Here is a 25,841-nt window from a genome sequence, read left to right as displayed (position 1 = left end):
TTATAAAAATATTTTTAAAATTTGTAGATTTTTTAATTTTGTGATATTTTTTAAAAGTAGCTTAAAATTTTGATATAATGCCACCGCCGAAGCTTTGGCGGAGGCTAATAAGTAACAAAGGATCTTGTATGCGAAAGCAAAACAAGCGTCCTAAGGTGGTATTATATCTTAAAATTAGCGTTTTTGGCGCTAAAATTGAGATAATATTGCTCCAACGCTAGGACGGGCGGGGCGATTTCAGCCCCGCCAAGCCTTTGTTGCTTAGATATTTTTAATTCTTGCTAGCAAAAAATAACCAAATTTTAAATCTCCAAGCTTTTAAAATTTATAAAAATTGTGTTTTAAAATTTGTCAAATTTTAAAATTTACTTATTAAAAATCATTAAAATTTATGAACATTATTTTTAAAATTTTAGTGGATTTTTAAAATTTGCCAAGATTTAAAATTTATAAAAATTATTTTTAAAATTTATTGAGTGTTTAAAATTTTTGGGGGGATTTAAACTTTTTGCTTTGATGGGGCGGGCGCAATGCCCGCCCTTTAAAGTTTTTAAAGTCTTTCAATCTTTTAAAACTTTTAAAGCTTTAAAAGCTAGTTATTGTAGCAATCTCATAACATTTTGTTGGATTGTGTTTGCTTGGCTCATCGCGTAGCTGCCTGATTGGGCTAGGATGTTGTATTTGTTGAAATTGCTTGCTTCTGTGGCAAAATCCACATCGCGGATTTGGCTTTCTGCGCTTTTTACATTTACTTGGGTTACGCTGATGTTGTTGATCGTGCTTTGGAGTTGGTTTTGAACGGAGCCTAGATCTGAACGAATTCTATCAAGTATTTTTTGGGCTGATTCAGATATGCTAATCATCGCCTGCGCGCCGTAATAGGTGGTTACGCCACTTAGTTGGTCTGTTTTACTTATACCACCTGCAAAATATCCCATGGCAGCTGCCAAATCTTTATCTAATATACCGCTATTCATATCGCCTAAGCTCACGGTTTTTTGTGTAACGCCTGTGCCTACAGCTACACTCATCTCGCCTGTTATTATTTCAGCGCCTAGGCTGATAGCTTTAACTTCTTCACATCCGCTCATTCTAAATACTATATCCCTAGCATCTTGGCGTATTAGAGTTAGCTTGCCTACGATAGTAGTGCCCACGCTAAATCCAGCTTTTCCAGTACCAAGCTGAGAGTTTGCTTGACTTTGAGTACTTTTTATTGTTATAGCCCTGCCATCTCTTGCTGTTAGGGTTAATTTACCATCTTTTGTGCTAGCTTCTACGCCTGTTTGCTCTTTTACCTTATTTATGGCATTTACTAGCACATTATTTTTATCGCCTGCTACTGTTGTAACATCGCCTATGCCAATGCCATTTATTTGTAGGCCTTTAATATCGCCAGCTGCTACTACATTTGAAAAGGTGATTGAGTTTAGAACCTTTGCGCTTACGCCTGTTAAATCACTCACGCCATTTATTCTATCAGCTACTGCTTTAAGACCGTATTTTTCAAATTCAGTAGAGCTAATAGTTTGAAACTCATATCCACTAGGATAGCCGTCTATACCGCTAAGTTTTAGAACAATATCTTTTATACCGCCATCTGAATACGCCATTAATTGTGATGTTTCAAACCTAGTAAGCCCGATTTTATCACTAGCAGTAGCACCGATTGAGACTTGAACTGTTTGATTAGCATATGCACCGATTTGGAAATTTTTATTGGAGAAGTTACCATTTAAGAGCTGTTGGCCATTAAAGCTAGTAGTTGTTGCTATGTTATCAAGCTCTTCAAGTAGTCTTGAAATATCGCTTTGTAGAGCTTCGCGTGATTGTGAGGTTTGGCCATCTTGTGCTGCTTGAACTGCTTTGGTGCGAATTGTATTTAGAATGCTTAATTGCTCGTCCATTGCTTTGTCGGCAGTTTGAACAATGCCTATTGCGTCATTGCCGTTTGCTATGGCTTGGCCTAGCGCGCTTGCTTGGGCTTTTAGGCTATCAGCTATGGTCATACCTGAGGCATCATCTGCTGCTTTGTTTATCCTAAGACCTGAGCTAAGCTTTGAGATACTCTCATCAAGCGCTCTGCTGGTTGATGATGAATTGACATAAGCATTCATCGCCGAAATGTTTGTGTTGATACGAAAACCCATTGGGACTCCTTTTATTTGGAGCTGAACTTAGCGTGATTTAGCTTTTAGAGCTTTTAGAGCTTTTAGAGCTTTTAGAGCTTTTAGAGCTTTTAGAGCTTTTAGAGCTTTTAGAGCTTTTAGAGCTTTTAGAGCTTTTAGAGCTTTTAGAGCTTTTAGAGCTTTTAGAGCTTTTAGAGCTTTTAGAGCTTTTTTAGCGAAATCGCGGGTAAATTCTGCACCTTTCTTACGCTGCTTGCGTGTAATTTGATGTTTAACTTCGTGTTAACAAATGCCATATCGGTAAGAGTAAAATTTGTTTAGCGTTTTGATGAAATTTTTTTGTAGAAATTTATTAAATTTTTTTTATAGATTGTTTGAAATTTTAAAATTTAAACGAATTTTAGGGCAAATTTTAAAATTTTAATCAGCTAATAATTTGGCATAAAATTTTAAAGCAAATTTTAATCCGCTAAGAATTCGCGCGAGCCAAAAGGCAAAGTTTAAAATTTTAAAGCAAAATTTAAAAACTTATTTTAATTGCCCCCAGGTTTTGCCCGTGCTTAATGTGGTAAGCAAAGGCACGCTAAGCGCGCAAGCATTTTGCATAATCTCTTGTGCGCGCGCTAAATGCGTGCTTGCTAGCTCTTGTTTTAATTCAAAAATCAATTCATCGTGGATTTGTAAGATTAGCCTAAAATCATCATTTAATAAAGGCGTGATTTTATTCATCGCTAGTTTTATAATATCAGCTGCTGAGCCTTGAAATACCGTATTTACGGCTTCGCGCTCATACATTGCTATTTCTCTTTCATTAGCAAAGGCAAAATCAAAAATGCGTTTGCGCCCTAAAATCGTGCTTACAAAGCCATTTTTATGCGCGCTGTCTTTTATGCTAGAAAGGTAGCTTTTTACCGTGCCAAAGGCGTTGAAATAGCGCGCTATATAATCTTTGGCCTCTTGGGTGCTGATGTTTAGCTGGCTTGCTAGGCGTCTTGCGCCCATACCATAAATTAAGCCAAAATTTATGCTCTTAGCTATGGCGCGGTGCTCTTTTAAATCATCTTTAAATATCGAAATAGCCGTGCGCATGTGAATATCCTCGCCATTTCTAAATGCCCTAAGCAAGGCCTGATCACCGCTAAAATGTGCCAAAAGCCTAAGTTCGATTTGTGAATAATCAAGCGATGCCAAAATATAGCCATCGCGCGCGATAAAACACGAGCGCATATCATTTGCTAGATCGCCACGGGCTGGGATATTTTGGAGATTTGGATTTGCGCTACTTAGGCGACCTGTGGCTGTGCCTGTTTGGCTAAAATGCGTGTAAATCTTGCTTTTAGCGTCTTTGCTAGCTAGGGTGATTAGCGGCTGGCAATAAGTGCTTTCTAGCTTAAAAAGTTCGCGGTATTCTAAAATTTTTGGCACGATTGGATGCGCATTTTTAATGGCTAAAAGCACGCTTTCATCGGTGCTATAACCTGTTTTTGTTTTTTTGCTTGCTTCTAAGCCTAGTTTAGAAAAAAGCACGCTGGCTAATTGTTTTGGTGAATTGATATTAAAGCTTTCGTTTGCTAGGGCGTAAATTTCATCTCTAAGGCCTCTAATGCGCTCTTGGAGGCTGTTTGAGAGATTTTTTGTGGCTTGAATGTTTAGTGTGATTCCGCATTGTTGCATATTAAATAAGGTGCGAATAAATGGGAATTCTAGCTCGTTTGCTAGCTTTAAAAGATCTTGTGGCAAGCTAAGCATAAAATGCTCATAAAGCCTAAGGGTGATATAAGCGCGTTGGCAAGCAAAATCTTTACAAATTTTTGGATCCATACTAGAAAAATTGCCTTGTTTTGGGTCGTGTTTAAGCATTTGGTAATTTAAAATTTTGCTTGCTAAATTTTCTAGTTCTAATTTGCTTTGTGGGTCGCTAAGCCACGCTAAAATCATTGTATCGGCGTAATTTTGAGCTAAATCAAAATTAAAGAAATTTTTTAAAATTTCAAAATCATCTTTAATATTATGGCTTATTACTTTGGCTTTTAAAATGCGCTCTAAGGCTCGCTTGGCAACGCTTTGGCTAATTTGCGTGCTTTGAACTAAATAATTATGCCCCATGCTTACATAAAAAACTTCATTTAAATTAAAAGCAAAGCTAAAACCTGTGATTTTGGTGTAGGAATTTTGGGTGCTTGATATTAGATTAAGGGCTATTTTTGAGTTTTCATTTATGCCATCAAGGGCGGAGTTTAGGGCGTTTTCATCGCTGATTAGAGTAAAATTAGGGGCTGTGAAATTTTGATTTATGTTTGTTTGATTTTCTTGGCTTTTTTGGGCGTTAAAATTTGGGTTTTGGGCGTTAAAATTTTGATTATTGGCGTTCAAATTTTTGGCTTGCGCGCTTAAATTTAAGCTTGATAGTATTTTATTGAGCGAATAGCTTTGAAGCGTTGGTATAACGCGCTCTAATGGGTTGCTTGCTGGGTAGAGGCAATCTTGTAAGCTTAAAACTTCTAATTTATCATAAAGTTCTACTAATTGGCGCGATAAAAAGGCGTTTTCTTTGCTTTGAATTAGGCATTTTTTGCTCCGCTCGTTTGCGATTTGATCGATATTTGCGTAGATATTTTCTAGATTTGTGTAAGTTTGGAGCAAGGTTTTTGCGCCTTTATCGCCTATGCCACGCACGCCTGGGATATTATCTGATGTATCGCCTGTGATTGCTAAAAAATCTCTAACTTGCTCTGGGTAAATGCCGTATTTTTCATAGCAGCCATCGCGATTGTAGCGCGTTTTGGTAGCTGGGGAGATGATGCTTACATTTTCATCTATTAGCTGGTATAAATCTTTATCGTGGCTTAAAATGTTGATTTTAAGCTCGTTTTTGTATGCTCGCACAAAGCTAGCGATGATATCATCGGCCTCATAACCCTTTATGCCTAGGCTCGCAAAACCCATATCTTGTATCATTTGAATACAAACGCTTAATTGTTCTTTTAATTCATTTGGCGGGCTTTGGCGGTTTTTTTTGTAGTTTGGGTAAATTTTACTTCTAAAAGTATCACCACCACTATCTAGGGCAAATACTATATAATCGCTAGCAAAATCGCTTTTTAGTTTGCTAATAAAATTTGCAAATCCATTTACCATACCGCTTGGCTTGCCATCGCTACTTTTTAGCGAATTCATCGCATAAAATAATCTAAAAAAAAAGCCAAAAGAGTCTATTATATTTAAAATTTTCATATTTTTTTCCTTAGTTTTGCTTTGATTTTATCGCACATTTTACACGCTCCAAAACGCGAAGCCATATTTTTAAAGGCAATTAAAATCAAAAGACCAAAATAAACCACGGCTAAATTAAGCAAGATATTTATCAAAAAGCCAGAATCTATGCCGTTTTTAATGGTGTTTATGAAAGCCACAATTAAAGCAAAGCCAAAAAATAAATAATTCTTATACTTGCTAATATCATAAAATAAATCTAGCAAAAAGCCGGGCAAGGCGCAAATAAAGGCTAATAAAGTAGCCCCAAGCGCAAAAAGAACTTGATTTGTTATCAAAAAAACGGCTTCTTGCATTTTTGTCCTTTGCTTTAAAATTTGCGCTATTGCTTAAAATTTTAAAATTTAGCCTAAATTGTGATTTTTAAAAATCACAATATCGGCGATTATGATTTTATCGTGCTTTTCTAGCACTTTGAAATTTTCATTAAATTGGGCGCTACGGCCGTAATTAAACTCTGAAAATTTTGAGCATACGCGGTTATGGCGATAGGTTAAAAGCTTGGTATCAAGGGCGTTTTGAGTGAGCGCGCTTAGATTGATGATGCCTATGTGTTCGCCCTCAATGCTGTATTTAAAGCCTGTGTTATCACTTAGTGTGCTATCTTTTGGGCCGATAAAAAAATTAGCATATTGTATTGAAATTTCTTGGCTAAAATCCGCGCAAAACTCGCCCAAATCGCTAAAATCGCTATCTGGGTAAAGCCTGTAAAGATCGCTAATTTTAATCTCGCCAAAACCAGTTTTTATAAGGCTTGCTAGCTCAAAACGCAAAAGCCCAAAAAGTGAGCCGATATAATAAAATCCGGCATTAAAAGTCATCTTTGCTCTTTAATTTTTGTGCTAATGCGTCTAGTTCATTTGTAAGGTAGGTGTGCGTGGTTTCCATATAATGAATGGCAAGATCGGTAAAACCGCTATCAATTAAGCGCGAGATAAAATCTACTAGCGATTTTTTATTTGAAATTACTATGCGCGTAGAGTGGATAACTCTTTGAAAGGTTGAGCCAAAATCGCCGTTTGCTCGCACAATATCGCAAAAATCTTCATAGCTAATGCTAGAATCTTGCGATGATTGCGCGCTTTGGGCGTAGGTTGTTTTTTGAAGTATATCAATTATAAGGGTTAGATTTTTTTCTTGGTTTTTTGAAATGTTGGCACAATATAGCTCAAAAAGTCCGCTAACGCCGTTTTGATCGTGCTTGGCTAAGGTGCATAATTCTATAAAAGATAAAAGTTCATTGTTTGGGTTTTGCTCGTAAGCCAGACAAAATGCGATTTTTGCTTGATCGTAGAGTTTTTTGCGAAATAAACTTATGCCCTTTTGGCGTAAAATTTTAAAATTTAGTGGTTTTTGGCGGGTGCGGTTTGCCCGCGCGCTTTGGGCTTGTTTGGCGTTTTTTTGAATTGCGCTAAGGTTTTTGGCTGCAGCGGGTGATGGTTTGGTGATGTTTTTTTTAGTTAATGCGGTTTTGGCGCGGTTATTTTGCGGGATTTCGTGCTTTGTTTTTGTGGCTATTTTTTCGCTCATAGTTTAAAATCCTTGCTTACATTTTTTACTATAATTTCTGGGTGAATATCTATGCGTAATTGGCGCTCGATGCCGTTTTTTAGCGTCATATCGCTAGCTGGGCAAGCCACGCAATGGCCTATTAAGCGCAAATACACAATGCCTTCTTTTATGCCTATTAGCTCTAAACCACCACCATCGCGTTCAAGCATAGGCAAAACACTTTTTAAACTTTCTTTTACTGGATTTAAAAGTTCTTCATCGCTAAAAGGTATCATTTTATCGCCTAAATCATAATTTAAGCGCGCATTGTAGCAAATTTAAAGCAAAGCTAGCATAAATTATTTATAAATAAAGCTAGTTAAGATAAAATTTTATCTTTTATTTTAAAAATGCCTGTTGAAAATTTATTTGGGCGCAAATTTTAAAAAGAAAATTTTAGGCGATTGGTTTTGATATTAATTTAAACAAGACTTTAAAATTGGCACAAATTTTAAAAGTAGATTTTATTTAAAATTTATAAAGAAGCGTGCTTGCTAATGCAAGCACAAAAATTACTTAGTAAGCTCTATATAGGCCATTTGAGCAGCATCGCCTTTGCGAGTGCGGGTTTTGATGATACGAACATATCCGCCATTTACGCCTACAAATTTTGGAGCAATTTCTCCTATTAGCTTTTTAACACTTTCTTTATCTTGTAAGCTAGCAAAAATAGCTCTGTGCGCCTGGCTGTCGCCTTTTCTAGCTCTTGTGATTAGTTTTTCTACATAGCTTCTTAGTTCTTTTGCCTTTGGTAAGGTGGTTTCGATTTTACCAGCTTTGATAATGGCTATGCTAAGATTTTTAAGTAAAGCGGCGCGATGAGAGCTTGTGCGCCCTAATTTTCTATATCCGTGATTATGTCTCATTTTTTACTTTCCTTTTGTTTTTTAAACTCGGCAAGTTTTTTGCGGATTGCCTCTTTTTGTCCCTCTAATGCTCCGCTATCAAAAGGATAGCCGATTTCTGCCATCACTTCTTTTATTTCATCAAGGGATTTTTTGCCTAAATTTTTAAGCTCTTTTAATTCGCTTTCAGTCATTAAAGCTAGCTCACCTATTAAAGATAAGCCTGTTTTTTTAAGGCAGTTTAGGCTACGAACGCTAAGATTTAAGCCATCTATATCTTCGTATAATTTGCTGTGTTCTTTTTTGCTTGTGCTTGTGCTAATAGCGCTATTTGCATCTACATTTAAGACATTGTTAAATATGCTCATTTGTTTATACATAGCCTCTACACCATTTTTAAAGGCTTCAAGCGGTGTGATTTGCCCATCGGTTGTAACTGTCATTACGATTTTTTCGTAATCTGGGTTATCTTCAACAAGCACATTTTGTATTTCATACACGGCTTTTTTAACAGGCGTAAAGAACGCATCAAGTGCGATATATCCGCTTTCTAAATATTCTCTAATATTTTCGCTAGGCACATAGCCTATGCCTTTTTCTATGATTAAATCAAAGCAAAGTTTGGCATCTTCATTGATGGTGGCTAAATACGCATCGGCATTTACAATTTCAACTAAATTATTGCTTAGATCTTTACCGCTAATTTCTTTTGGGCCTTCAAACTCATAATGAATTACTTCTCGTTTAGAGCCGTTTTTAAGCTTAAAGCGTAAATTTTTTAGATTTACTATAAAAATAGTAACATCTTCAAGCATACCGCGCATAGAATCAAACTCGTGGCTTACGCCTTCGATTTTTACGCCCACTGGGGCAAAACCTACCGTGCTAGTATATAGCAAACGGCGTAAAGGGTGAGCTAGTGTTACTGCGTAGCCATTTTCAAAAGGCCACGCTGAAATTCTCGCGCTATCTCCGCCTAGTTGTTCTACTGAAATTTCAGTAGGGGTAAATGCTTCTGTGGTTACCTTTTTCATATGAGCCTCCCACTATTTTGAGTAAAGCTCTACTATATAGCGCTCTTCTACTGGGATTGTAAGCTCTGCTCTTTGTGGAATTCTTGTGAAAATTCCAAATTTTTTGTCTTTATCTACATCTACCCAAGCAACTATGCCAGTTTGGTTAGTTAGTTCTACGGCGCGGACAACTTGTGGATTTTGCTTAGTTTTTTCAGCAATTTCTATTTTTTGTCCTTCGGCTACGCGATATGATGGTATATCTACACGCTTGCCATTTACTAGCACATGTCCGTGAGTTACTAGCTGTCTAGCAAAGCGGCGCGTTGTAGCAAAGCCCATTCTATAAACTACATTATCTAAGCGTTGCTCTAAAAGTGTAACTAAAAGCTCTCCGGTATTTCCATCTTTTCTAGCGGCCTCGCTAAATAAACGGCGAAATTGTTTTTCGCTCAAACCATACATAAATTTGGCTTTTTGTTTTTCTCTTAGGTGTAAGCCATAATCGCTAATTTTAGCGCGTCTTTGTCCGTGTTGGCCAGGTGCGTAAGGTCTTTTATCTAGTGCGCTTTTGCCAGCTAAACGACGCTCACCTTTTAGTGCCAAAGATACGCCAAGACGCCTTTCAAGTTTTTCTACTGCTCCAGTATATCTTGCCATTTTTTATCCTTAGAATTTCTATATATTTAGGGAATTCTATATAAATTAGAATTCAAAAATGAAAAATTAAGTTTTGTGAATGCTAAATTTTTATATTTGCGTAAAGCACACACTAACTTAAACTCTTCTGCGTTTAGGTGGGCGGCAACCATTGTGCGCTAGTGGCGTGATATCTTTTAAGAAAAGAACCTTAATGCCCTCTACGCCACCTACGCTTTTTACAGCTGTTTCGCGACCAGATCCTGGTCCTTGCACCTTTATGCCTACTTCTTTAATGCCGTGTTCTTTGGCTTTGTTTAGGGCATCTTCTACTGCTTGTTGTGCTGCATAAGGGGTTGATTTTTTGCTACCTTTAAAGCCTAAACCACCAGCACTGCTCCACGCTATGGCATTTCCCATTTCATCGGTTACTGTAACCATAGTGTTATTAAAGCTTGCTGAGATATAAACTATACCTTTGGCTATATTTTTTTTAGCTGTTTTTTTCTTTACTACTTTTTTTTGTGCCATTATTTATCCTTATTTAGCAGCAGCGCCAACTGTTTTGCGCTTACCTTTGCGAGTGCGAGCGTTTGTTTTGGTTTTTTGCCCGCGCACTGGTAAGCCTTTTCTATGTCTTAAACCACGATAATTACCTAAATCCATCAATGCCTTAATATCCATAGCGACACTTTTTCTAAGATCGCCTTCTACTACATAATGCTCTTGGATTTCTTTGCGGATAGCTGCAGCCTCATCTTCGCTTAAATCTTGCACGCGTTTATCATAAGAAATTTTAACCGCGTCTAAAATTTTGCGTGAAGTAAATAGCCCTATGCCGTAAATATAGGTCAATCCATACTCTACGCGCTTTTTCTTTGGTAAATCTACACCTGCTATACGAGCCATTTTTTATCCTTGTCTTTGTTTGTGTTTTGGATTATCGCAGATTATATGCACAACGCCTTTGCGTCTTACAATCTTGCATTTATCGCACATCTTTTTTACTGATGGTCGCACCTTCATTTGCTGTCCTTTTGATAATTGGCCACTTTGGGATTGGACTTTTAGGTTTGCCTTAGCAAACCAACTGTTTTTAAAATAGTGGCGATTTTAAAAACACTTCTTCGTCAGCCTCGAGTCCTAAAACTAAAAGCGCGGATTGTATCTTAAAGATGCTTTTAATTTTCTTAAAAATTCAAATTTTAATATTTACAAATTTTAAAATTTTATGCTAATTTAAGTTTAAAATTTTTTAAAATTTTGTAGAATGCGCTTTTTTATCTTCAAATTTTAAGGGGGGTAAGATGAAAATTTTAATTTTAGTGGCGATAATTGCTGGTTTTGTTTATTTTATGTATAACAAGGCTGATGTAATTAAGCAAAATACCACAGAGCAATTAAGCCAAAAATACCAAAACAGCGTAGAAATGCGTATGACGCCAAAAGGCTTAGGCTTTGATGAAAATGCTAGCCAAAAAGCACAAGAAAATCAAGCTAAGCAAGAAACGCAAGAAGCAAAAGAAACGCTTGCAAATGCAGAAAATAACAACACAGGTGAAAACGATGGACGAGAAAATAATTCAACTTTTAAAGACGATAATATATCCGGGCTTTGAAAAAAGCATAGTAGATTTTGGCTTTGTAAAAGCTACAACACCAAAAATTATATTAGAAATTCCTAGCTCAAAGCCTGAAATTAAAGAAAAACTGCTTAAAGAAATAAGCGCGCTAAATCTTGGCATAGAGTGCGAAATATTAACGCCAGAGCTTAAAGAGGCTAAACAAAGCCAAGGGCCAAAAAGCAAAAATATCGCCCCGCAAATCAAGCATTTTGTGATGATTTCAAGCGGTAAGGGCGGAGTGGGTAAATCAACTACTACATTAAATTTAGCCATTAGCCTAGCTAAATTAGGTAAGCGTGTGGGGCTTTTAGATGCTGATATTTACGGGCCAAATATCCCTGCGATGATGGGTGCTAGCCTAGCAAAAACAAATATCAAGGGCAATAAATTAAGCCCAGTTTTAAGCCATGGGATTGAGATGATGAGTATGGGCTTGCTAATTGAACCAAACCAAAGCTTGATTTGGCGTGGAGCTATGATAATGAAAGCAATAGAGCAACTTTTAAATGAAGTGGCGTGGAGCGAGCTAGATGTTTTATTTTTAGATATGCCACCAGGCACTGGCGATGCTCAGCTTAGCTTAGCACAAAATGTCCCTGTAAGTCTTGGAATTTGCGTTAGCACACCAGAAAAAGTAGCCTTAGATGATAGTGCGCGTGCTTTGGATATGTTTAATAAATTAGGCATAAAAATCGGCGGTTTAATAGAAAATATGAGCGGGTTTATTTGCCCAAATTGCGGGGAAAAATACGAAATTTTTGGTTCTAGTGAGGGCATAAATGCCCTAGCTAAAAAATACGAATGCCAAATTTTAGCCCAAATTCCATTAGAACCAGCTATTAGACAAAGCGGCGATGATGGTAAGCCACTTAGCTTTTATGCCCCAAACTCTCTTAGCGCAAAAGCCTATGAAAACGCGGCAAATACAATATGGCAAAGCCTAGAAGCACTTAGTAAAAATGGCGGAGCTGATAATTCTAGCATTCAACCAAGATAAAGATTAAAATTTGCGCGCCAAGTTAGCGCGCAACGCAGGCTAAAACCTACAATCACAAATTTTAAACTCACAAAATATCAATAATTTTAAAACACAAGCAAATTCTTAAAAGAAATTTAACTTTATTTTTGATACAATCTGCGATTTTAAAATTTCAAAGGCGCTTTAATGGAATTACTACAAAATCAAGATATTCAAACAATTGATGTAGAAGACTCTATAAAAACTAGTTATTTGGATTATTCAATGAGCGTGATTATCGGGCGGGCTTTGCCTGATGCGCGCGATGGCTTAAAGCCAGTGCATAGACGCATTTTATACGCAATGGAAAAATTAGGCGTTGGTTCAAAATCCAAGCACAAAAAATCAGCCCGCATAGTAGGTGATGTAATAGGTAAATACCACCCACACGGCGATATAGCAGTTTATGATGCCTTGGTGCGTTTAGCACAAAATTTTAGTATGCGAATACCTGCTATTGATGGACAAGGCAATTTTGGCTCAATGGACGGCGATGGCGCAGCGGCTATGCGTTATACAGAAGCGCGTATGACTACGCTTGCTGAAGCGCTTTTAGAGGATTTAGAAAAAGATACCGTTGATTTCGTGCCAAACTATGATGATAGTGAGATCGAGCCAGATGTATTGCCTGCTCGTGTGCCAAATTTATTATTAAATGGATCAAGCGGTATAGCTGTTGGTATGGCGACAAATATTCCACCACACAGCCTTGATGAGTTAATTGATGGCTTGCTTTTAGTGCTTGAAAATAAAAATGCAAGTATTGAAGAGGTTATGGAGTATATAAAAGGACCAGATTTTCCAACAGGCGGGACAATTTTTGGCAAAAAAGGCATTATTGAAGCTTACCGCACGGGGCGCGGACGCATTAAATTAAGAGCCAAAACCCACATAGAAAAAAAACCAAATAAAGATGTAATAGTAATAGATGAAATGCCTTATCAAGTAAATAAGGCAAAATTACACGCTGATATAGCAGAACTTGGCAAAGAAAAAATAATTGATGGCATAGCTGAGGTGCGCGATGAAAGCGATAGAGATGGCGTGCGCTTGGTGATTGAATTAAAGCGCGATGCTATGAGCGAGATTGTGTTAAATAATTTATATAAAAGCACGCAAATGGAGATTACTTTTGGCGTGATAATGCTTGCCATTCATAATAAAGAGCCAAAAATTTTCAATCTTTTAGAGCTTTTAAGGTTATTTTTAAATCATAGAAAAACCGTAATTATCCGTAGAACTATTTTTGAACTTCAAAAAGCAAGAGCAAGAGCGCATATTTTAGAAGGTCTTAAAATAGCACTTGATAATATAGACGCAGTAATTGCGCTAATTCGCGCAAGTGCTGATATACAAAGCGCACAAGCTGGTTTAATTCAAAATTTTAATCTAAGCGAAGAACAAAGCAAGGCGATTTTAGAAATGCGATTAAGCAAGCTAACAGGCTTAGAGCGCGAAAAGCTAGAAGCTGAGCTAGCTGAGCTTATTGAGCTAATAGCCCAGCTAGATGCTCTATTAAAAAGTGAGCAAAAAATCGAAGCATTGATAAAAGATGAACTTTTAGAGATAAAAAATAAATTTAAATGTCCGCGCAAAACCGAAATAATCGATGATTATGATGATATTGATATAGAGGATTTAATACCAAATGAAAATATGGTAGTAACAATCACTCATCGTGGCTACATTAAGCGCGTGCCAAGCAAAAGCTATGAAAAGCAAAAACGCGGTGGCAAGGGCAAGGTGGCAGTAACGACTTATGATGATGATTTTATTGAGAGCTTTTTTACTTGTATGAGCCACGATACTTTAATGTTTATTACTAATCGCGGGCAATTATACTGGCTAAAAGTTTATAAAATCCCAGAGGGTTCGCGCACGGCTAAGGGCAAGGCTGTGGTTAATTTAATCTCACTTCAACCTGATGAAAAGATTAAAGCCATTATCCCAACAAGCGATTTTGATGCTAGTAAATCGCTAGCGTTTTTTACTAAAAACGGCTTGGTTAAACGCACGAATTTAAGCGAATACAAAAATATTCGCACAATAGGCGTGCGCGCAATTAAACTTGATGAAAACGATGAATTAGTAACTGCTTTAATTATCCAAAATGAAGCAGGCGAAGTAGCTCCGCGCGTAAATTATGGGCTTGAAGATGAAGAAAATCCTAATTTAGATATTGAAATTAGCGAGCAGTTAGCCCAAATAAAAGATGAAATGAATGAAATTTTATCTCAAAGCACAAGCAATGAAGAATTAAGCACAGAGAGTGAAGAATTAAGCCCAAATGATGAAGGGGCAATGCTTTTAATAATAACGCGCAAGGGTATGTGCGTGAAATTTCGCATCAATAAAGTGCGCCAAATGGGTAGAATCAGCCGTGGCGTAACTGGAATAAGATTTAAAGAAGCGGGCGATTTTGTCGTGGGCGCAACCTTTATAGAATCAAACTCACAAGAAATTTTAAGCGTTAGCCAAAATGGCATTGGCAAGCGCACGACAGCCGATGAATATCGCCTAACAAATCGCGGCGGCAAGGGCGTGATTTGTATGAGATTAACAGATAAAACCGGCGATTTAATCGGCGCGGTGATGGTAGATGAAAATATGGATTTAATGGCGCTTACTACAAGCGGCAAGATGATTCGCACCGATATGCAAAGCATTAGAAAAGCTGGGCGTAATACAAGTGGCGTAAGGGTTGTAAATGTAGATGGAGAAAGCGTTGTTAGCATTGCTTGCTGCCCAAAAGAAGAAAAAGATGAAGAAATTTTTGATGAAAATGGCGAGCTGATTGCTTCTAGCGATGAAATAAGCGAAGTGACTAACGCTGGGAGCAATATAAGCGAGCAATAATTAAAATTTATATTTTGCGCATTTTTAGCCCTAAGGTGCTCATCTTAGGGCTGGTTTAATTTAAAATTTTATTTTTTATCAATATTAAAATTTTCTTTAAGAGTGGATTTTTTGATGATATAAGGCGTTTAAAATAAATATAAACGCAAAAGCTATTTTTAAATATTTTAGTAAATTTCAAGCCTAGCGGTGATATAATCCCAAAATTTTTTACACTAAATTTTAAGAATAAAGATGAATAAATTTTTTCAAAAATTTACCTTTTACAAAAAAGATGATAAGCTTAAAACTTATGACGCGGCAAATTATTCTATGATGGCGATTGCTAGCATTTTTGCTTTAATTTTCTTGCTTTATGTTATAGCTGAGATAAATTCGCACAATCGTTTAAATAAAGCTCTTACACAAATAAACCAACTAACCCAAATCGCCCAAAAGCTCCATAAAGAGCGCGCCATGCAAGCGCTTTTATATTCACAAGCTAATGTGGATCATCAAAATATAGAAATTTTGCGCATAGATAGCAATAAAGCCATGCGCGAGCTAAATAGCCTAAATAACGCCTTAGATAAATTATTTAATATCCGCAATGATTTAGATCAAAACAGAAGCGATTTTAATGCTGAGCTATTTTCGCGTTATGATGAGATTGATAAAGAAATTTTCCAAAGCGTCCAAAGCTTAAATTCCTACACAAATGATATAGAACAAACCGTTCCTGTGTTGGTGATGATGTCGGTGTTTAAGGATATTATCGAGCTAGATAAAAAGCGAGATTTTTTAATTGGCTATATTATAAAAAATCAAGCCTTAGATAAAACGGGAAATGAAATTTTATCTTTTATGTTAAAGCAAAAAAGAGATTATTCAAATATCATAGCACATAGTCCTGCGGGGATTAGCCATATTTTTGCCATTTATAAAGGCAATAATGATAAATTAAAAAATGCGATTAAAAAAATAGATGAAAATAAAGATTATATTTTAGCCCACGAAAATTTAGATAAATTGTATTTTGCTTTATTGCGTGGCGAAAAACCTGATTTTGGTTTTGAGGAATTTTTTAATTTTACAAACACCATAGAAAATAATTATAATTCAAAAATTTACGCAATAAGCGCAGATTTGCAAAATAACATCAAACAATCCAACAATCTCTTATTTACTTATTTGCTTATAGCCATAGGCGTTATAATTTATATTATTTTTATGCTTTGGCTTTTTATCTCTAATAAAACCAATATCAAAAAGCAAATACAATTATTAAGCGAATATAAAAAACGCTTACAAATAATAGCCGCTAACCATAACATCGCGATGGATAGCAAGCAAATTTTTGAATTATTCGATGAAACAGCCAATAAAATCCTAGATAAAGATAATGCTAAAAAAATGGACGAAAAAGAGCATAAAACATTTTTATCAAATATCAGCTTTGAAATAAAAGAACCATTGAATGTAAGAATGGGCTATAATGAAATTTTACGCACAGAGCTAGCAAATACGGAGCATAAAGATTTGCTTAAATATTTAGAAGAAATGGATGATAGCTCAAATAAGCTCTTAAAGCTTTTAAATAATCTAATAATCATATCCAAACTACAATGCGAAACCATAAAAATAAAAAATACAAAATTTTCAATCTTAGATTTACCTTTTAATCTCGTAGGGCAATTTAGCAAGAAAATATCTAGTAAAAATATAGAACTTTTGATTTTTGTAGATCCTAATTTAGAGGGTATTTTAGATGCAGATAAAGAAAAAATCGAGTTTATTTTAACTTCTTTATTAGATAATGCCATAGAATACAGCATTGGCGATGGTAGCGCGGTTTTATTACAAATTTCAAAATTAAACCAAACAAAAGATGATAAAACTGGCATTAAATTCGCAGTAGTTGATGGTGGTAGTGGCATAAAGCACGAGATTATTTTTGAAGGCTTTACAGATACAAATGCTTCAAAACTTCAAATTTACAATAGTGGTGGATTGGATCTAAGGCTTTGTAATCAATACTTACAAATGCTTGGTTCAAAATTTGATATAACAAGCAAGGCAAACACAGGCACAAAAATAGGATTTAGCATAGAGGCTAAGTTTAAGAGCGATTTTAGGTATAAAAATAAATTCCAAGGCGAAGAGGTTGTGATATATTCAGCAGATAATATATACGAAACAAAATTGCCAAACCTAGATGGCGAAAAATTGCCTAGCTTTTTTGATATTGTAAAATCATATTTAAGCCATCTGGGTTTAGCTTATAAGCTAAGAGATACTTACTTGCCAAAAAGTTTATATATAGTTCGTGGGACAAAAAAGCCCTTTGATGATGCAAAAACCATACTAATCTCAGCAAAGCAACCAGAATTTACCGATGCTTACACCATTTGGCTTAAAGAGCCTGTTTCACTTAGCGAGTTTATTAACGCTTATGAAAAAATCACTGGCAAAAAAACAAGTTCATCTTTAACAAAACGCATCAATCTAAGCGTGCTTGTCCTTGGCGATGCTATTATTTCAAGCACTTTGGGCGAATTAGTAAGCCATGTGCATACTCAAATCAACCCGTTATTACATTATGATGTGGTTTTTGTGGATTTGGATTTAATGGATAAACAAAACATCGATGCCATACAAAGGCCTTGTTCATTTATCGCAATAAGCGATAGAAGCGACAATCTTGTAAATAATAAATTAGTTTTTGATGATTATTTGCTTAAAGCAGATTATGATTCTGTTCAGGGCAAAGAATTATTAAAAAGCAGAATTTCTCAAATTTTAACTAAACGCAAGCAAAACGCAATGCTAGCAAATGATAAATTGCGCGATATATTGATATTTAAAAAATCAGCCGCTGCAAACAATATCTACGCTAGCGCATTTAGAAATTTCAGCGATAAAATCGACACCGCGCGCAATATGGTAAATCTTGGCGAGCATTTAAGCGCAAGGCCATATAAAATAGTAATTTGCGATGCGGATATGAGCGAACTAAACACAAGAACCTACCTTGAAATCATCAATTCAGCCCGCAAAAAACACAACTACGACATAATCGCCGGGCTTTTCATCGATAATGATTTTAGAATAGAAAGTAGCCTTGCAAATGAGTTTGAATTATTTAGCACTTCATTAAATAAACTCCAATACGAGCTAAAATTAAAGCCGATTTTAGAAGGCAAGAGATAAAAAATGACAATCACAGAGTTAAACCTTGCAGCAAGTGCTTTGCTTGAAAGCCATTATAATGATGTAGAGATTGAGGGTGAGATTTCGCGTTTTATTAGGCATTCTAGCGGGCATTGGTATTTTGTGCTAAAAGATGAAAAATCAAGCATAAGCGCAACGATGTTTAAAGGCGCAAACTCGCGCGTAAATTTTGCTCTAAAAGATGGTTTAAAGGTGATTGGGCGCGGTAAATTAAGCATTTATAGCCCAAGTGGAAACTATCAAATCAACCTAACGAGCTTAAAATTAGCAGGCAGTGGAGATTTAGATGCGGCTTTTAATGCCTTGTGTGAAAAATTAAAATTTCAAGGATTGATTAAGCAAAAAGATGCCAAAACCTTTGAAAAAGTGGGTAAAAAATCTTTGCCACAATTCCCAAAACGCGTAGGGATCGTAACTAGCCTAAGTTCAGCCGCTTTTGCTGATATATTAAACAGAATCAAAGCGCGCGGATATTTTTTAAGCAAATTTTTAAGTTTTGATACCTTGGTTCAAGGCGCAAATGCCCCGCATTCAATCATAAACGCCTTAGAAATGGCAGATAATGCCGAGCTAGATGTTATTATTTTAGCGCGTGGTGGCGGGAGCAAAGAGGATTTGTGGTGCTTTAATGATGAGAGCCTAGCGCGCACAATCTTAGCTCTTAAAACGCCCATTATTTCAGCCATAGGCCATGAGATTGATTACACAATAAGCGATTTTGTAAGCGATCATCGCTCTATCACGCCAACAGCTAGCATAGAGGATTTGCTGCCAAATGGAGCTGATTTGGCACAATTTATCGATAATATGGCTAATGAATTAAATGAAATAATGCAAGAAAAGCTAAATGCGCTAAGTTCGCAATTAAATTATGAAATGCGTTTATTAACAAGCGTTAGTGTGGATTCTAAAATTTCTGTGTTTAATGCTAAAATTTTGAATTCCCAAAACAATATGCAAAACGCGCTTGATACAAGGTTTAACCGCTACAAACACAACTTAGAAAAATGCGAATTGTTATTAAAAAGCAAGCAAGAATATTTTAACAAAGCAAAAGATTTAGTCAGTATTTATAAAAACGAGCAAAAAATCAGCCTAGATAAATTAAAAGCAGGCGATGAAGTAACGCTAAAATCGCCATTTGCGACAAAATCAGCACTAATTAAAGGAGATGTTAATGAGAGTGAAAAATTTTAGCGCAGGCCCTAGCGGTTTGCCACTGGGCGTGCTAAAAAAAGCCCAAGATGAGTTTTTAAGCTACCATCAAAAAGGCTTTAATATAATGGAAGTAAGCCATCGCGGCAAGGATTATGAAGCCATGCACAATGGCGCTATCGCAAAAATCCGCGATTTTTATAATTTAGGCGATGAATATGCTGTGTTATTTTTACAAGGTGGCGGGCATATGCAATTTGCGCAAGTGCCGATGAATTTGTATTTTGGCGGTGTAGCACAATACGCAAATACAGGCGTTTGGACGCAAAAAGCCATTAAAGATGCCAAAATTTTAGGCATTAATTATGAGATTGTAGCCAGTAGTGAGAGCACAAATTTTGATGAAATTCCAAAAAATATAGATTTTAGCGCCGATGCTGATTATTGCTATATTTGCTCAAATAATACAATATACGGCACGCAATATAAAAGTTTTCCAAACACAAAAGGCGCGCCACTTGTGATTGATTCTAGTTCGGATTTATTAAGCAGGGAGATTGATTTTAAAGCAAATAATATCGGGCTATTTTGGGGTGGGGCGCAAAAAAACGCAGGCCCAGCAGGCCTAACGCTAGTAATAATCCGCAAAGATTTAGCCCAGCGCGTCCAAGCTGAGCCAAAGGGCAGTTTTAAAGCACCATTTTTTGGGCATGTGCCGACTATTTTATCTTACAAAACTCAGCTTGAAGCAAATAGCCTAGCTAACACTCCGCCGACTTTTGCTATTTATATGCTTGATTTGGTGCTTGATTGGATAAAAGAGCAAGGCGGTCTAAGCGCGATTTATAAGCAAAACGAGCAAAAAGCCAAAATGCTTTATGAGATTATTGATGAAGATGATTTTTACACAGGGCACGCAAAAAGCCATTCGCGCTCATTAATGAATGTGAGCTTTAAAACGCCAAGTGCCGAGCTTGATGCGCGCTTTGTAGAGCTTGCGAATGCGCAAAATATGATAGGCCTTAAAGGACATCGCATTTTAGGTGGTTTGCGGGCTAGCATTTATAATGCGGTAAGCATTGATGATGTGAGAGCTTTGGTAGAGTTTATGAAAGAGTTTAGGCGAACTTGCTAGAACTTTGGCTAGTGGCTTTTAAAATTTGCGTTAAATTTTAAAATTTGGCTTTTTAATACTAGCTGATTTTATTTAAAATTTTAAAAGCCAAGCCACTTGCTAAAAAGTTAATCTTTAAAATTTTATTTTTTAAAGTTTGAATTTTAAAATTTTATTTTTAAGTTTAGCCACTTGCTAAAATCTAGCCTTTAAAATTTTATTTTTAAAGGCTTTTAAATAAGCCAAATATTTAAACTCTAAATTTTAAAATTCATTTACACGCGCGCAGTATTTGCGCTAAAAATTTGCTAAAAAAAATTAAATTTAAACCTTAAATTTTAAAATTTATAAAGCAAAAAACAAATTAAAGCAAAAAGCAAATTTTAATTAAAACTAAACTGAAAATTTGCCCTAATCGCTACTTCTAAACCTAAACTGCCCTTTTTTGATTACCATTGCTGGGCCGCCGATGGCATAAAGCCATTTGTTTTCTATGAAATTCTTTAAAAATGCCGCCACTTCGCCAGCGATTCCAACCCCAAAAGCAAAACCTACGGCGTCTGTATGGCCAATTGAGCAAACCGTGCCTTTGTGATGAAACTTAAATGGCTTAATCTGGCAAGCGTTTTTATCGCCCTTGATATCAGCTTGTATGATTTTTGCAAGACTTTTGGAGCAATACTCGCCCATTTGCGTAGCTAGCTGAGCCGTGGGCGCATGCACTATGTCTTGCTCACAGGCCATCGCACAATCCCCAAGCGCAAAAACATTATCAAAATTTTCCACGCGCAAGCACGCATCTACCATAATGCGCGAGTTTTTCACGCTTACATTTTGCGCGCTTAGTTTGTTTATTATTTCATTGCCTTTTACGCCCGCACTCCAAAGCACGGTATTTGCTAGGATTTTTTCTTTTTTGCCCTCATTTTCTACTATCACACCACCATCAAAGCATTCTATTACGCTACCATTAATGATTTCAATGCCGCGCTTTGTTAGCTTTTTGCGTGAAAGATTGGAGAGTTTTTTGCTAAACATAGGTAGCACCTTGCCGCCACGCGCGATTAAATAAATCTTGCCCAAACTTCTATCAATCCCGCAAATATCGCATAATTCATCGATACGGTCTTTTAGCTCGGCTGCGTATTCTACGCCTGTAAATCCGCTACCAACTACGGCAAAATGTAGATCTTGCGGGCTAGATTTTGGGCTAAAATTTTTAAATTTCATCTCCAAGTCGTGTAAGAGTTCGAGCGCGCTATTCATGGTGGCTAGTTTATAGGTGTGCTCTTTTGCTCCGCTAATGCCCATAAAATTTGGCTCAAAACCAAGGGCAATTACCAAATAATCGTATTCGTGGCAACCATTTACGCCATAAATTTTGCGCGCGTTTAAATCAATGTCTGTAACTATGTCTTTTATGAAATTTGTATTGTGAAGAATTTTGCGGTAAAATATGCGACCCTTGCGCTCAGAATATGTCCCAAGCGCGATCCTATGAAGTAAGGTGGTTTGATAATGGTAGTCGTGCTTGTTGATTAGTGTTAGCTTAACCTTGCCAGCTATAATCTCGTTTTTAAGGCGTTTTTCAAGTCCCATCGTGCAAGCCAAGCCAGCATATCCGCCACCTAAAATCAAAATATTTTTTTGCATATCACACCTTTTTTATTTGAAATTGTAAGACTTTTAGGCAGATAAAACGATTAAAAATCAAAAGTAAAATTTTGTTTTAAGATATTTTTAAGCCTTTATTCTTGCGCTTGAAATGTTTTTTAAGGGATAAATTTTGAAATTTTAAATCAATAAATGATGAAAATTTGAAATTTTAAATTAGGCGGTGAAAATCACCGCCTTTGCGTTAAATGCTTATTTTAGCGTGCTTATATATTCATTTACAGCAGCCATATCTTCTTCGCTTAATGTGCTCATTTGAATTTTCATGATCGCGCCTTGGCCGATTTTGCCTTTACCGCCTTCAACCGTGCCAGCCTTATAGCCTTTCATTAATTCAAGGCGTTCAGCAGGATCTACTGTCGTTAGCACAGGAACTTTATTTAAATAAGCTTTTTCAGCCTTAGCCCCGTGGCAAGCTATGCATTTTTTAAAAACAACAGCACCATCAGCACCAAAGCTCATACTACATGCCAAAGCGGCTCCAAAACCAATTAACAAAAATTTTTTCATTGTATCCTCCTTTGAAAAATTTTAGGCGTAATTTTAAAATCTTATAACTAAAAAATAGCTAAATCGCCAAATAAAATGTTAATTTTAAAATTTTTATTAGCTAAAATTTGAAAAAAAATAAAATTTGGTGTAAAATCTTACGCTATGATCAAGGCTGTGTTTTTGGATAGAGATGGCGTGATTAACGCTGATAAAAATTATGTTTATAAGATTGCTGATTTTGAGTTTATGCCTGATGTTTTTGATGTTTTAAAAGGATTTAGCAATCTTGGTTATGCGCTTTTTATTATCACCAATCAATCAGGCATTGGGCGCGGATATTACACGCAAGATGATTTTTTAAGATTAAATGAATGGATGCTTGAAAATTTTAAAAAGCGCGAAATTTATATTAAGAAAGTATATTTTTGCCCGCACGCACCACAAAGTAATTGCGCTTGTCGCAAACCAAAACCAGGTATGATCTTACAAGCAAAAGCTGAGTTTGATGTGGATTTGAATGCGTCTATTTTAATAGGCGATAAAGATAGCGATATCCAAGCAGGCAAAAATGCTGGCATAAAAAATTGCTACAAAATAAACGAAAAACAAAATTTAAAGAGTGTGTATGAAGCCGCCAAAATTTTTTCAAGATCTATTTAAAGTAAAAAAAGTAGATTATGAAACCAAGCATGAAATGATTGTTGCTAAAAATAGCATAGATCTTTTAAATAAGGTCGAGGAATTTGTCGCTAAAATCCCAAAAAACGATATTTTAAAAATCACAATGGGCAATACAATAGCAAACATAACATATAAAATTTACCCATTACAAAAGTTACAAGAAAACAAAAAAGAACAAAAAAAAGAAAGTCAAAAATGAAAATTGCAATTACAGGCGGGGCTGGTTTTATCGGCTCAAATTTAGCCAAATACTTCGCTGCTCGGGGTGATGAGGTTTTGGTGGTTGATATTTTTAGGGATTTAGAAATTTTTTCTAATGGCAATTTGCGCTCTTTTGGGCATTATAAAAATTTGCTAGGATTTGGCGGAGATGTTTATTGTGGCGATATTTGCGATGATGCCACGCTTGAAATGATAGCTGATTTTGCCCCAAGGGCGATTTTTCATCAAGCAGCCATTTCAGATACCACCGTAAGCGAGCAAAGTCAGGTGATGAAAGTAAATCTAAGCAGCTTTACTAAGCTTTTAAAATTAAGTTTAAAATGCGATGCGAATTTAATATACGCAAGCTCTGGGGCAACTTATGGAGATGCGCCAAGCCCACAAACAGTAGGCAAAAATGAAAACCCACTAAATGCCTATGGATTTAGTAAGTTAATGATGGATAAAATGGCGCATAATTTTTGCGTTCAAAATCCGCGCGCAAAGCTAGTGGGACTTCGGTATTTTAATGTTTATGGCGCAGGGGAATTTTACAAAAATAAAACCTCTTCGATGATTTTACAATTTGGCTTACAAATTTTAAAAGACGGCAAGGTTAAGCTTTTTGAGGGTAGCCAAAAGATATATAGGGATTTTGTATATATTAAGGATATAATACTTGCAAATGAACTGGCCTTAAATGCTCCAAACGGCGTTTATAACGCAGCCACAGGCAAGGCGCGATCATTTAGTCAAATAGTAGATATTTTAGAAAACGAGTTAGATATAAAATGCCAAAGAGAATATATTAAAAATCCTTTCAAGCGCGGTTATCAGTTTCACACGCAAGCTGATTTAAGCACAAGCCAAACAGCCCTTAAATATCAGCCACAATTTAGCTTAGAGCTTGGCATAAGTGATTATAAAGATGAAATTAAACGCATTTTTAAGGATGAAATAAATGCCTAAAATTTTAGTGGTTGGCGATTTGATGATGGATCATTATATTTGGGGGAGTTGTGAGCGCATCTCGCCAGAAGCACCTGTGCAAGTCGTGCTAAAAAATAGCGAAAGCAAGCGACTTGGAGGATGTGGAAATGTGATCTCAAATCTAATCGCACTAGGGGCAGATACAGGCGTAATAAGCGTGCTTGGCGATGATGAAACAGGCAGGCAAATATCAAAATTGCTTGATGAATGCGGGGCAAAAAGTGAGCTAGTTTTAAAAGAGCGCGGGCGAAAATCTAGCCAAAAATCCCGTATTATTGTAAGCCATCAGCAGGTTTTACGCTTGGATACTGAAAGTGTTCAAGAAATTACTTTAAGCGATGAAATAATCGCCAAATTCCCACAAATTTTAAAAAACTATGATATCGTGCTTTTAAGCGATTATGCAAAAGGCGTGCTAAGCCAGCATTTATGCACGCAAATAATTAAAATCACAAAAGATGCCAGCAAAATGGTTTTAGTCGATCCAAAAGGCAAGGATTATAGTAAGTATTGGGGCGCTACTTTATTGACCCCAAACCGCAAAGAAGCTAGCCAAGCATTAAACAGGGTTTTAAAAGATGATGAAAGCATAAAATGGGCGCTAAAACAATTAAAAGAGCGATATGGCTTAAAATACGGACTAATCACGCTTAGCGAGCAGGGCATTGGGCTTTATGATGGGCGAGATTTTAGCCAGTATGAAGCCTTGGCAAAAGAAGTTTTTGATGTAACTGGTGCTGGCGATAGCGTGCTAGCCACTCTTGGATACTGCTTAGCAGATGGTTTTAGTATAAGCCAGGCTATTCAAACGGCCAATTTAGCAGCTGCTGTTGTTGTAGGAAAGGTTGGCTCAGCTGATGCGAGTTGGAGCGAGATTAACGCATTAAAAAGCTCAAAAAATGGCTTTTTGCGTAAGATTATCACGCAAAATGAGCTAAAACACATCAAAAATGGCAAAAAAATTATTTTCACAAATGGCTGTTTTGATATTTTGCATTTTGGGCATATTAGCTACCTTGAAAAAGCAAAAAATTTAGGTGATATTTTAGTTGTTGGTTTAAATACAGATCGCAGTATCAAGGCATTAAAAGGCGAACAAAGGCCAATAAACTCTCAAAACGACCGCGCAGCAATGCTAGCAGCACTTGAATGCGTGGATTTTGTGGTGCTTTTTGATGATGATACGCCACTTAATTTGATAAAAGAATTACAACCTGATATTTTGGTTAAAGGCGCAGATTATGCCGGTAAAAGCGTGGTTGGCGCAGAATTTGCTGGCGAGGTAAGATTAATAGAGTTTATAGAGGGCAAAAGCACAACAAACTTAATAAAAAAAATCCAAAATGAATGTTAAATTTTAATATTTTAGTTTCTT

At 36.3% G+C, this 25,841-nt stretch carries 24 protein-coding genes; 10 read left to right on the top strand and 14 right to left on the bottom strand.

The genetic code is table 11. The features are described 5' to 3' along the window. Positions 1-596 precede the first annotated feature (596 nt). The 12 genes from CINF_RS07745 to rpmJ form a co-directional block, all read right to left on the bottom strand. Positions 597-2,150: a flagellin B gene (locus CINF_RS07745; RefSeq protein ID WP_179975123.1), complete on the bottom strand. Its 1,554-nt coding sequence runs from the start codon at positions 2,148-2,150 to the stop codon at positions 597-599. 507 nt (positions 2,151-2,657) lie between these two features. Continuing rightward, positions 2,658-5,363: a DNA polymerase I gene (gene polA / locus CINF_RS07740; protein ID WP_179975122.1), complete on the bottom strand. Its 2,706-nt coding sequence runs from the start codon at positions 5,361-5,363 to the stop codon at positions 2,658-2,660. Then, entirely contained in the window at positions 5,360-5,698 is a 339-nt protein-coding gene (locus CINF_RS07735; protein ID WP_179975121.1) for a hypothetical protein, read from the bottom strand. The genes polA and CINF_RS07735 overlap by 4 nt, the downstream gene beginning before the upstream one ends. A 48-nt stretch (positions 5,699-5,746) precedes the next feature. Next, on the bottom strand, positions 5,747-6,223 hold the full coding sequence (locus tag CINF_RS07730) for a hypothetical protein (RefSeq protein ID WP_179975120.1): 477 nt from the start codon (positions 6,221-6,223) through the stop codon (positions 5,747-5,749). Further along, the gene (locus CINF_RS07725; protein ID WP_179975119.1) at positions 6,213-6,932 is read right to left on the bottom strand and encodes a hypothetical protein; all 720 of its coding nucleotides are present in this window, start codon (positions 6,930-6,932) and stop codon (positions 6,213-6,215) included. Before CINF_RS07725 ends, CINF_RS07730 begins: the two co-directional genes overlap by 11 nt. Continuing rightward, on the bottom strand, positions 6,929-7,189 hold the full coding sequence (locus CINF_RS07720) for a NifU family protein (protein WP_178696786.1): 261 nt from the start codon (positions 7,187-7,189) through the stop codon (positions 6,929-6,931). Before CINF_RS07720 ends, CINF_RS07725 begins: the two co-directional genes overlap by 4 nt. A 276-nt stretch (positions 7,190-7,465) precedes the next feature. Beyond that, on the bottom strand, positions 7,466-7,819 hold the full coding sequence (gene rplQ, locus CINF_RS07715; protein ID WP_178696787.1) for a 50S ribosomal protein L17: 354 nt from the start codon (positions 7,817-7,819) through the stop codon (positions 7,466-7,468). Continuing rightward, positions 7,816-8,832: a DNA-directed RNA polymerase subunit alpha gene (locus tag CINF_RS07710; protein WP_178696788.1), complete on the bottom strand. Its 1,017-nt coding sequence runs from the start codon at positions 8,830-8,832 to the stop codon at positions 7,816-7,818. Before CINF_RS07710 ends, rplQ begins: the two co-directional genes overlap by 4 nt. A 12-nt stretch (positions 8,833-8,844) precedes the next feature. Further along, positions 8,845-9,471, bottom strand: coding sequence for a 30S ribosomal protein S4 (rpsD, locus tag CINF_RS07705; protein ID WP_178696789.1), 627 nt, complete (start codon positions 9,469-9,471; stop codon positions 8,845-8,847). Positions 9,472-9,588: 117 nt separating this feature from the next. Next, the gene (rpsK, locus tag CINF_RS07700; protein ID WP_178696790.1) at positions 9,589-9,981 is read right to left on the bottom strand and encodes a 30S ribosomal protein S11; all 393 of its coding nucleotides are present in this window, start codon (positions 9,979-9,981) and stop codon (positions 9,589-9,591) included. Between the two features lie 9 nt (positions 9,982-9,990). Continuing rightward, positions 9,991-10,359 carry a 30S ribosomal protein S13 gene (gene rpsM / locus CINF_RS07695; RefSeq protein ID WP_178696791.1) on the bottom strand — a complete coding sequence of 123 codons (369 nt, stop codon included), beginning with the start codon at positions 10,357-10,359 and terminating at the stop codon, positions 9,991-9,993. 3 nt (positions 10,360-10,362) lie between these two features. Next, the gene (rpmJ, locus tag CINF_RS07690) at positions 10,363-10,476 is read right to left on the bottom strand and encodes a 50S ribosomal protein L36 (protein WP_178696792.1); all 114 of its coding nucleotides are present in this window, start codon (positions 10,474-10,476) and stop codon (positions 10,363-10,365) included. A gap of 281 nt (positions 10,477-10,757) precedes the next feature. Here rpmJ and CINF_RS07685 point away from each other — a divergent pair, with 281 nt between their 5' ends. The 6 genes from CINF_RS07685 to serC all read left to right on the top strand — a co-directional run bounded on the left by CINF_RS07685 (position 10,758) and on the right by serC (position 20,449). Next, positions 10,758-11,069, top strand: coding sequence for a hypothetical protein (locus tag CINF_RS07685; RefSeq protein ID WP_178696793.1), 312 nt, complete (start codon positions 10,758-10,760; stop codon positions 11,067-11,069). Beyond that, entirely contained in the window at positions 11,017-12,072 is a 1,056-nt protein-coding gene (locus tag CINF_RS07680) for an Mrp/NBP35 family ATP-binding protein (RefSeq protein ID WP_179975118.1), read from the top strand. Before CINF_RS07685 ends, CINF_RS07680 begins: the two co-directional genes overlap by 53 nt. Before the next feature lie 168 nt (positions 12,073-12,240). Next, a complete protein-coding gene (gene gyrA / locus CINF_RS07675; protein WP_179975117.1) occupies positions 12,241-14,949 on the top strand; it encodes a DNA gyrase subunit A in 2,709 nt (902 codons plus the stop codon). Positions 14,950-15,183: 234 nt separating this feature from the next. Then, entirely contained in the window at positions 15,184-18,138 is a 2,955-nt protein-coding gene (locus tag CINF_RS07670) for a sensor histidine kinase (RefSeq protein WP_179975116.1), read from the top strand. Between the two features lie 3 nt (positions 18,139-18,141). Continuing rightward, a complete protein-coding gene (gene xseA, locus CINF_RS07665) occupies positions 18,142-19,356 on the top strand; it encodes an exodeoxyribonuclease VII large subunit (protein WP_179975115.1) in 1,215 nt (404 codons plus the stop codon). Further along, positions 19,337-20,449, top strand: a complete 1,113-nt coding sequence (serC, locus tag CINF_RS07660; RefSeq protein WP_179975114.1) for a phosphoserine transaminase — start codon at positions 19,337-19,339, stop codon at positions 20,447-20,449. Before xseA ends, serC begins: the two co-directional genes overlap by 20 nt. Before the next feature lie 390 nt (positions 20,450-20,839). On the opposite strand, the gene CINF_RS07655 is transcribed toward serC, so the two are convergent. Next, positions 20,840-22,081 (bottom strand): NAD(P)/FAD-dependent oxidoreductase, encoded by a 1,242-nt coding sequence (locus CINF_RS07655; protein WP_179975113.1) that lies wholly within the window; start codon positions 22,079-22,081, stop codon positions 20,840-20,842. A gap of 213 nt (positions 22,082-22,294) precedes the next feature. Then, positions 22,295-22,612 (bottom strand): c-type cytochrome, encoded by a 318-nt coding sequence (locus CINF_RS07650; RefSeq protein WP_179975112.1) that lies wholly within the window; start codon positions 22,610-22,612, stop codon positions 22,295-22,297. A 144-nt stretch (positions 22,613-22,756) separates the two neighbouring features. On the opposite strand from CINF_RS07650, the gene gmhB reads away from it, so the two are divergent. From gmhB to rfaE1, 4 genes are read left to right on the top strand one after another with little or no spacing between them, the layout of a single operon-like run. Next, complete coding sequence (gmhB, locus tag CINF_RS07645; protein WP_179975111.1) at positions 22,757-23,254, top strand: D-glycero-beta-D-manno-heptose 1,7-bisphosphate 7-phosphatase; 498 nt, start codon at positions 22,757-22,759, stop codon at positions 23,252-23,254. Then, on the top strand, positions 23,220-23,474 hold the full coding sequence (locus CINF_RS07640) for a hypothetical protein (protein ID WP_179975110.1): 255 nt from the start codon (positions 23,220-23,222) through the stop codon (positions 23,472-23,474). Before gmhB ends, CINF_RS07640 begins: the two co-directional genes overlap by 35 nt. Further along, positions 23,471-24,445: an ADP-glyceromanno-heptose 6-epimerase gene (gene rfaD, locus CINF_RS07635; protein ID WP_179975109.1), complete on the top strand. Its 975-nt coding sequence runs from the start codon at positions 23,471-23,473 to the stop codon at positions 24,443-24,445. The genes CINF_RS07640 and rfaD overlap by 4 nt, the downstream gene beginning before the upstream one ends. After that, on the top strand, positions 24,438-25,820 hold the full coding sequence (rfaE1, locus tag CINF_RS07630) for a D-glycero-beta-D-manno-heptose-7-phosphate kinase (protein ID WP_179975108.1): 1,383 nt from the start codon (positions 24,438-24,440) through the stop codon (positions 25,818-25,820). The genes rfaD and rfaE1 overlap by 8 nt, the downstream gene beginning before the upstream one ends. Positions 25,821-25,841 lie beyond the last annotated feature (21 nt).

This window comes from Candidatus Campylobacter infans (genome assembly GCF_013416015.1).
Taxonomy (GTDB): domain Bacteria; phylum Campylobacterota; class Campylobacteria; order Campylobacterales; family Campylobacteraceae; genus Campylobacter; species Campylobacter infans.
This window is presented reverse-complemented; position numbering and strand designations above follow the sequence as displayed.

Bases quoted from the DNA above. Each gene is read 5' to 3' on its own strand.
- CINF_RS07670 (WP_179975116.1), top strand. From the start codon at position 15,184: ATGAATAAATTTTTTCAAAAATTTACCTTTTACAAAAAAGATGATAAG.
- gyrA (WP_179975117.1), top strand. From the start codon at position 12,241: ATGGAATTACTACAAAATCAAGATATTCAAACAATTGATGTAGAAGAC.
- CINF_RS07745 (WP_179975123.1), bottom strand. From the start codon at position 2,150: ATGGGTTTTCGTATCAACACAAACATTTCGGCGATGAATGCTTATGTC.
- CINF_RS07650 (WP_179975112.1), bottom strand. From the start codon at position 22,612: ATGAAAAAATTTTTGTTAATTGGTTTTGGAGCCGCTTTGGCATGTAGT.
- gmhB (WP_179975111.1), top strand. From the start codon at position 22,757: ATGATCAAGGCTGTGTTTTTGGATAGAGATGGCGTGATTAACGCTGAT.
- rpsM (WP_178696791.1), bottom strand. From the start codon at position 10,359: ATGGCTCGTATAGCAGGTGTAGATTTACCAAAGAAAAAGCGCGTAGAG.
- serC (WP_179975114.1), top strand. From the start codon at position 19,337: ATGAGAGTGAAAAATTTTAGCGCAGGCCCTAGCGGTTTGCCACTGGGC.
- CINF_RS07725 (WP_179975119.1), bottom strand. From the start codon at position 6,932: ATGAGCGAAAAAATAGCCACAAAAACAAAGCACGAAATCCCGCAAAAT.
- CINF_RS07640 (WP_179975110.1), top strand. From the start codon at position 23,220: ATGAAGCCGCCAAAATTTTTTCAAGATCTATTTAAAGTAAAAAAAGTA.
- CINF_RS07655 (WP_179975113.1), bottom strand. From the start codon at position 22,081: ATGCAAAAAAATATTTTGATTTTAGGTGGCGGATATGCTGGCTTGGCT.
- CINF_RS07720 (WP_178696786.1), bottom strand. From the start codon at position 7,189: ATGATACCTTTTAGCGATGAAGAACTTTTAAATCCAGTAAAAGAAAGT.
- CINF_RS07685 (WP_178696793.1), top strand. From the start codon at position 10,758: ATGAAAATTTTAATTTTAGTGGCGATAATTGCTGGTTTTGTTTATTTT.
- CINF_RS07735 (WP_179975121.1), bottom strand. From the start codon at position 5,698: ATGCAAGAAGCCGTTTTTTTGATAACAAATCAAGTTCTTTTTGCGCTT.
- polA (WP_179975122.1), bottom strand. From the start codon at position 5,363: ATGAAAATTTTAAATATAATAGACTCTTTTGGCTTTTTTTTTAGATTA.
- rfaE1 (WP_179975108.1), top strand. From the start codon at position 24,438: ATGCCTAAAATTTTAGTGGTTGGCGATTTGATGATGGATCATTATATT.
- rplQ (WP_178696787.1), bottom strand. From the start codon at position 7,819: ATGAGACATAATCACGGATATAGAAAATTAGGGCGCACAAGCTCTCAT.
- CINF_RS07730 (WP_179975120.1), bottom strand. From the start codon at position 6,223: ATGACTTTTAATGCCGGATTTTATTATATCGGCTCACTTTTTGGGCTT.
- rpsD (WP_178696789.1), bottom strand. From the start codon at position 9,471: ATGGCAAGATATACTGGAGCAGTAGAAAAACTTGAAAGGCGTCTTGGC.
- rfaD (WP_179975109.1), top strand. From the start codon at position 23,471: ATGAAAATTGCAATTACAGGCGGGGCTGGTTTTATCGGCTCAAATTTA.
- CINF_RS07710 (WP_178696788.1), bottom strand. From the start codon at position 8,832: ATGAAAAAGGTAACCACAGAAGCATTTACCCCTACTGAAATTTCAGTA.
- xseA (WP_179975115.1), top strand. From the start codon at position 18,142: ATGACAATCACAGAGTTAAACCTTGCAGCAAGTGCTTTGCTTGAAAGC.
- rpmJ (WP_178696792.1), bottom strand. From the start codon at position 10,476: ATGAAGGTGCGACCATCAGTAAAAAAGATGTGCGATAAATGCAAGATT.
- CINF_RS07680 (WP_179975118.1), top strand. From the start codon at position 11,017: ATGGACGAGAAAATAATTCAACTTTTAAAGACGATAATATATCCGGGC.
- rpsK (WP_178696790.1), bottom strand. From the start codon at position 9,981: ATGGCACAAAAAAAAGTAGTAAAGAAAAAAACAGCTAAAAAAAATATA.